Origin of the sequence: Pseudanabaena sp. 'Roaring Creek' (assembly GCF_001402795.1) — a bacterium.
GTDB lineage: Bacteria > Cyanobacteriota > Cyanobacteriia > Pseudanabaenales > Pseudanabaenaceae > Pseudanabaena.
Map to the genome: position 1 here is coordinate 1 of NZ_LIRE01000261.1, position 5,345 is coordinate 5,345.

Here is a 5,345-nt window from a genome sequence, read left to right on the forward strand (position 1 = left end):
GAAGTTCTCGAATGATAGTTGTCCTTTTGCGGAACGTCGGTACATAAAATTTTATTGGTGCAAGGGTTTTTCTTGTTTTTGGGCTTTTTTCTTGCATCTTATCAGCTTTTGCAACCTTTGGAAACTACTGATTGCAACTGTTTCTGCCTTTTTCAGCAAGCCCTAATTATTTCTTGATTTGCAATCGGGTAAGGACTCTGGCAACTTCTTCAACGCGAATAGGCTTACTAATGTGATCGGTCATACCGACCGCTAGACAATTTTGGATATCTTGAGGCAAGACATTGGCAGTCATGGCAACAATCTGCGGTTGAGGAAAAATATTGACATCCTGCCGAATTAATCTAGTTGCTGTTAGTCCATCCATCTCAGGCATCTGCATATCCATAAATAGAAGATCGTAGTTTTGTTGATATACCCTTTCTAATGCTTCCACTCCGTTATTTGCGATATCGGCAATATATCCAAATTTTTTTAAATAGAGAGAAGCTATTTTTTGATTTACTTCGTTATCTTCCACAATGAGAATTTTGAGAGGAAATAGCTCAGCCATGCAACTCAGATTTTGGTTGGCGGCATCCAAAGCAATATTTGCCGTAGCGATCGCCTCAGAGTTCATATTCGGCAAATCAATCGTAAAGTAGAAAATTGCCCCTGATGTCTCTGGGGTAGTTACACCTTGCCAACCGATCGGCGGTTCTCCTGCGATAGCGCCCTTACTATCAACCCAAATTTTCCCTCCCATAAACTTGATCAGATATTTGCAAATAGCCAGCCCCAGACCAGTACCGCCATATTTGCGACTAATTGAAGCATCGGCTTGGGAAAATGGCTGAAATAATCGACTCAAACGATCGCTAGATATACCAATACCCGTATCTTTGATCGAAAATAGTATTTGGTTTGATGATTGCGGGGATTTGATGCCTTTGACCAATAGCTCAACTTCACCTTTTTTCGTAAATTTGATTGCATTACCAATTAAGTTAATCAAAATTTGATGCACTCGCGCTTGGTCACCCACGATCGTCGCGGGAACGTCAGTAGCGATCGCATACTTTAGTATATTTGCTTGGTTAGTAGCTTCCTTACTCAATATATTAAAAGCTGATTTCACAGCATCCTTAAGTAAAAAAGGACGCTCCTCTAATTCTAGTTTTCCCGCTTCAATTTTAGAGAAATCAAGAATGTCGTTGATTACAGCTAGGAGAATATTGCCGCTATCTTGAATTGTTTGGACGTAATCGAGCTGATCCCCATTGAGTGGGGTAGATGCAAGCAATTCGGCCATGCCAATCACTCCATTCATGGGAGTACGGATTTCATGGCTCATATTGGCAAGGAAATCACTTTTGGCTTTCGTCAAGGCTTCCGCAGCTTCCTTCGCCTCCGCTAGCGCGATTTCTGCTTGTTTCCGCTCCGTAATATCTCTTGCAACCTGAATCACCTTATCCTCAGCGATGGGAGAAATGATCGCAGAGAACCAGACATCCCTTCCATTCACCGCTAAGGGATAATCAAAACTAATAATCTGCTGGGTGGATAGGGAATGATGAATAGCCTCAACAATAGTTTTAGCGACTGAGGGAGGCAGTTCTTCATAGATTGATTGTCTGAGGATTTCTTCGGGATTTCCCAGTAAGTTATTGCCATTAGTTGGCACAATTTTAAGGCATTTTCCTTCTGAATTACGAATTAGCACCACATCTTTCATGGCAGCAAATAGAGCATTCTGCTCTGAATAGGCTTCTTGTAGCTTTGTCCGCTTCTCTTGCAAGGAAATCTCAGTCTTTTTGCGTTGTGTAATTTCTTTAATATAGCCATGCCAGAGAATGCTACCATCGGGTTCCCTTTGTGGTGTAGCATGTCCTGCCACCCAGATCGTCCTGCCATCGGCGAAACGCACGCGATATTCACATTCCCACACGGTGAGATTTTGCGCGGATTTGGCGATGGTCTGTCCGACGGTTTCTAAATCTTCGGGATGAAGGCGATCGAAAACCTTGCAAGCATCTTGACTCACCTCTTCAGGAGAGACATCATAGATATCGCGAATCCCCTGACTTGCATAGGGGAAATGGGAACTACCATCGGTTCTTAGACGATATTGATAAATCACTCCTGGAACATTATAGGAAATTTGTTCTAATCGCTGTTCTGAATCAACTTGAGATGTAATATCTCTAACAATCACTAAGGCTTCGCGATCGTTAATTGCCGAGATGCGAATTTCTTCAGAGGCGTGCTTGCCAAACTTAATTAACTGCTGCCTGTAGACTTGCAGTTGCTTGGTGGCGATCGCCCTTTCAATCGCTTGAAGCTGTTGCTCCAGAGACTCGGGCGATAATACTTCCGATAGGTGCTGACCGATCGCCACAAACTGATTTGCATTAATAGAAGGAGGAACCATACAGTCCAGACAAGAACCATCGCGGCTGACCCGCAATAGCAAATCTGGTATTGCCTCAAGAATAGCCCTTTGTCTTGCCTCGCTCTTTTGCAAAGCCAATTCGATATTCTTGAGTTCGCTAATGTCTACATGGGTTCCGATAAAATGCAATGCCGTACCATCGATCTCTCGACTAAAAATCCTTCCCCTAGACAAAATCCATTTGTACGAACCATCTTTGCATCGAAGGCGGTGTTCGAGACAAAATTGTTTTGTTTCGTCTCGAAAATATCGCGCGATCTCGGCATAGGCGCGATCGCGGTCTTCGGGATGAAGAAGCCTATCCCACTCACTAAAGTGGCTGCCGATTTCCCCATCTTCAAATCCAAGTATTGCTTTCCATTGCGGTGAAAAGAAAACTTCATCGGTCTTAACATTCCAATCCCACAGACCATCACCACTTACCGCTAGCGCATATTGTTCGCGTTCAGAACTAACAGAACTAATACGTTGGAAGCGATCGGTTTGATTGCGGGTCGCCATATCTTCATTTCGGATTGCTATTCCCAATTGCGCGGCAATATTTTTGACAAGGCTAATTTCTGGGGATTGCCAATGCCTTGAGCGATCGCATTGGTGCAAGATTAGCAATCCAAACAAACGCTGAGATGGTGACGAACCGATCGTGATGGGTATCGCCAAGTTAGCTTTCACCCGCATCTCCGCAAACCAGTTAGCAAGGGATGGCTTAAAGGTTTGCGCTTGAGTATCATCAATCGTGCTAAGCCCTTCCCTGAGATAGGTCTCCGCATATTTGCGCCACCCATAGCGATCGCTAGTTGTTTCTCCAAATTTTTCAAGGATTGGCGACCAAGCCGAGCCTACGGATTCAGCAATAATCTTGCCATCGTCCTCTGGCAAGAACTGATAGATTAAAACGCGATCGCATCCTAAAATTTCCCTAGTTTGTCGCACGACTAAGTCCAATATTTCCATTAAATTGGTAGAGTTATGCAACTGAACCGATAGCGCCGTAAGACGATCCAAAAATCCTCCCATGCAAATTATCTCATCGTTACCCTGAGACATAAAAAAACCTTTGAAAGTTATGTCTTTTTTAAGATTTATATCAGTACCAGTCTATTTAGCTGTTATTTTGCTATAAACGCAATTCCTTGCATAGTGTACATTCTACTGCGATCTGACCTATATATATTGCGGTTTTCAAATGAGTGTGTACTCATTTGAAAACAAAAAACAATCTTAGTAAAGGTTTTGAGTTTTCATCTTGCCGTAGGCAAGATGAAAACTGCAATAGTTATCGTTAGGGCAAGATTTACTACTTCTCATGGGTTGGATTGGCAAACTTTGAGTTAGCTCCCATAGTTCGCTTAACGTTCGCAATAAATCGCTCAACCTTATCTAAATCCTTATCCCCTGCGGAAAGTTCTACTCCACTTGAGACATCTAAGCCATTGGGAGATGTAAGTGCGATCGCTTCAGCAACATTTTCAGGCGAAAGTCCCCCCGCTAACCACCAATCACAATGCGGGCAAAAATCGCGGAGCATTTGCCAATCGATCGCTTTACCTGTCCCTCCTGCTATTTGCGGGTCATAGGCATCTAGTAACACTACATCCACAATATCGCTATAGAGTTTTGCCCTTTCTAAACCTACTCGATCTTTTACGCGCAGGGCTTTAATCAGCTTTGTGTTGGGATTTATGCGATCTAACTGCGATCGCAAGCGATCGCAAAATTCTGGTGATTCATCACCATGAAGCTGTACGCCATTTAGCCCTGATGATTCGATATTGTGACAAATTTCTGCTGCACTTGTGTTGAGGAATACTCCAATCAAGTCGAGATCGACGAACTGCTCGGATTGAGATTTAGGTAGACTAGAGATGATTTGTCCAATTGTGCTGGTACTAATATATCGTGGTGAAGAGGGTACACAAATAAAACCAAGGGCATCAGCTCCCATTTGGGCGATCGCTCGAGCTTGATCTAGTTTCGTAATTCCACAAATTTTGATATACATACAACCAACGCCGCATTTCATGACAGAGTATTTATCCTATCCAACAATTGCCCTAACAACCATGCAAGCCTCACCGAAATCAGCCCCGAACTTAACCTCTAAATTAGTCCAAATGTTCGCAAATAAGCTTTCTCTAGGATCGGCTGTTGTTATGGCGATCGCGATCGCTTGCAGCACCCCCGCCCTTCCCGCGCGTGCTTCCCTCTTTGATGGTCCCGTCGATCGCTTGCCCTCAGTCCAGCGCGATTCGCTCCGCAATGGTCAAACAGTGGTCACAGGCGAAAAGGGTAAATACGTGGCACGAGTCCTTATCACTGCATCTCCCGACGCAGTTTGGCAGGTATTAACCGACTATGCCAACCTTTACAAATTTATCCCCAACATGAGTTCTAGCAAGATTCTCGAAAATCGGGGCAATCGGAAGGTAATCGAGCAGGTCGATACCCGTCAGGTCTTTCTGATTTCTATCGTTTCCCGCACCAAATTGGCAATTCAAGAAACCGATCGCCAACAGATCGATTTTCGTCTCCTTGATGGCGATCTTTCGCAAATGGAAGGCTATTGGAAAATGGAACCAGTCTCCACCGTTCCCCGTCGTCCTCCCACTCAAGTTTTGATTACCTACACTGTTAACGCACAGCCAAATTCCTCTACGCCCACCGATGCCTTTTATAGTATTTTTAAGGATGCCTTAGGGGATACATTGCAAGCAATTAAGCAAGAAGTGGCTAGAAGAGGCTAGTGATAGACGCACGAGCAAAGGGAGAAAGGGAGGGCAAGCCTCCCTTTGCTGAATATAGCTGTCGCCAAGTGTATTAGGACATAAACCCCAAGAATTGACTGGTGGCGCTTCGCGCCACCAGTCAATTCTTGGGGTTTGATTTGTCCTCATTCAAGTGACTGTAGCTATAT

At 44.1% G+C, this 5,345-nt stretch carries 3 protein-coding genes; 1 reads left to right on the forward strand and 2 read right to left on the reverse strand.

The genetic code is table 11. The features are described from left to right. Positions 1 to 166 precede the first annotated feature (166 nt). Positions 167 to 3,478 (reverse strand): PAS domain-containing protein, encoded by a 3,312-nt coding sequence (locus AC805_RS09050; protein WP_082429447.1) that lies wholly within the window; start codon positions 3,476 to 3,478, stop codon positions 167 to 169. 250 nt (positions 3,479 to 3,728) lie between these two features. Continuing rightward, positions 3,729 to 4,433: a phosphoribosylanthranilate isomerase gene (locus AC805_RS09055; RefSeq protein ID WP_055075127.1), complete on the reverse strand. Its 705-nt coding sequence runs from the start codon at positions 4,431 to 4,433 to the stop codon at positions 3,729 to 3,731. Positions 4,434 to 4,452: 19 nt separating this feature from the next. Here AC805_RS09055 and AC805_RS09060 point away from each other — a divergent pair, with 19 nt between their 5' ends. Beyond that, a complete protein-coding gene (locus AC805_RS09060) occupies positions 4,453 to 5,175 on the forward strand; it encodes an SRPBCC family protein (protein ID WP_055075128.1) in 723 nt (240 codons plus the stop codon). Positions 5,176 to 5,345 lie beyond the last annotated feature (170 nt).

Bases quoted from the DNA above. Each gene is read 5' to 3' on its own strand.
- AC805_RS09050 (WP_082429447.1), bottom strand. From the start codon at position 3,478: ATGTCTCAGGGTAACGATGAGATAATTTGCATGGGAGGATTTTTGGAT.
- AC805_RS09055 (WP_055075127.1), bottom strand. From the start codon at position 4,433: ATGTATATCAAAATTTGTGGAATTACGAAACTAGATCAAGCTCGAGCG.
- AC805_RS09060 (WP_055075128.1), top strand. From the start codon at position 4,453: ATGACAGAGTATTTATCCTATCCAACAATTGCCCTAACAACCATGCAA.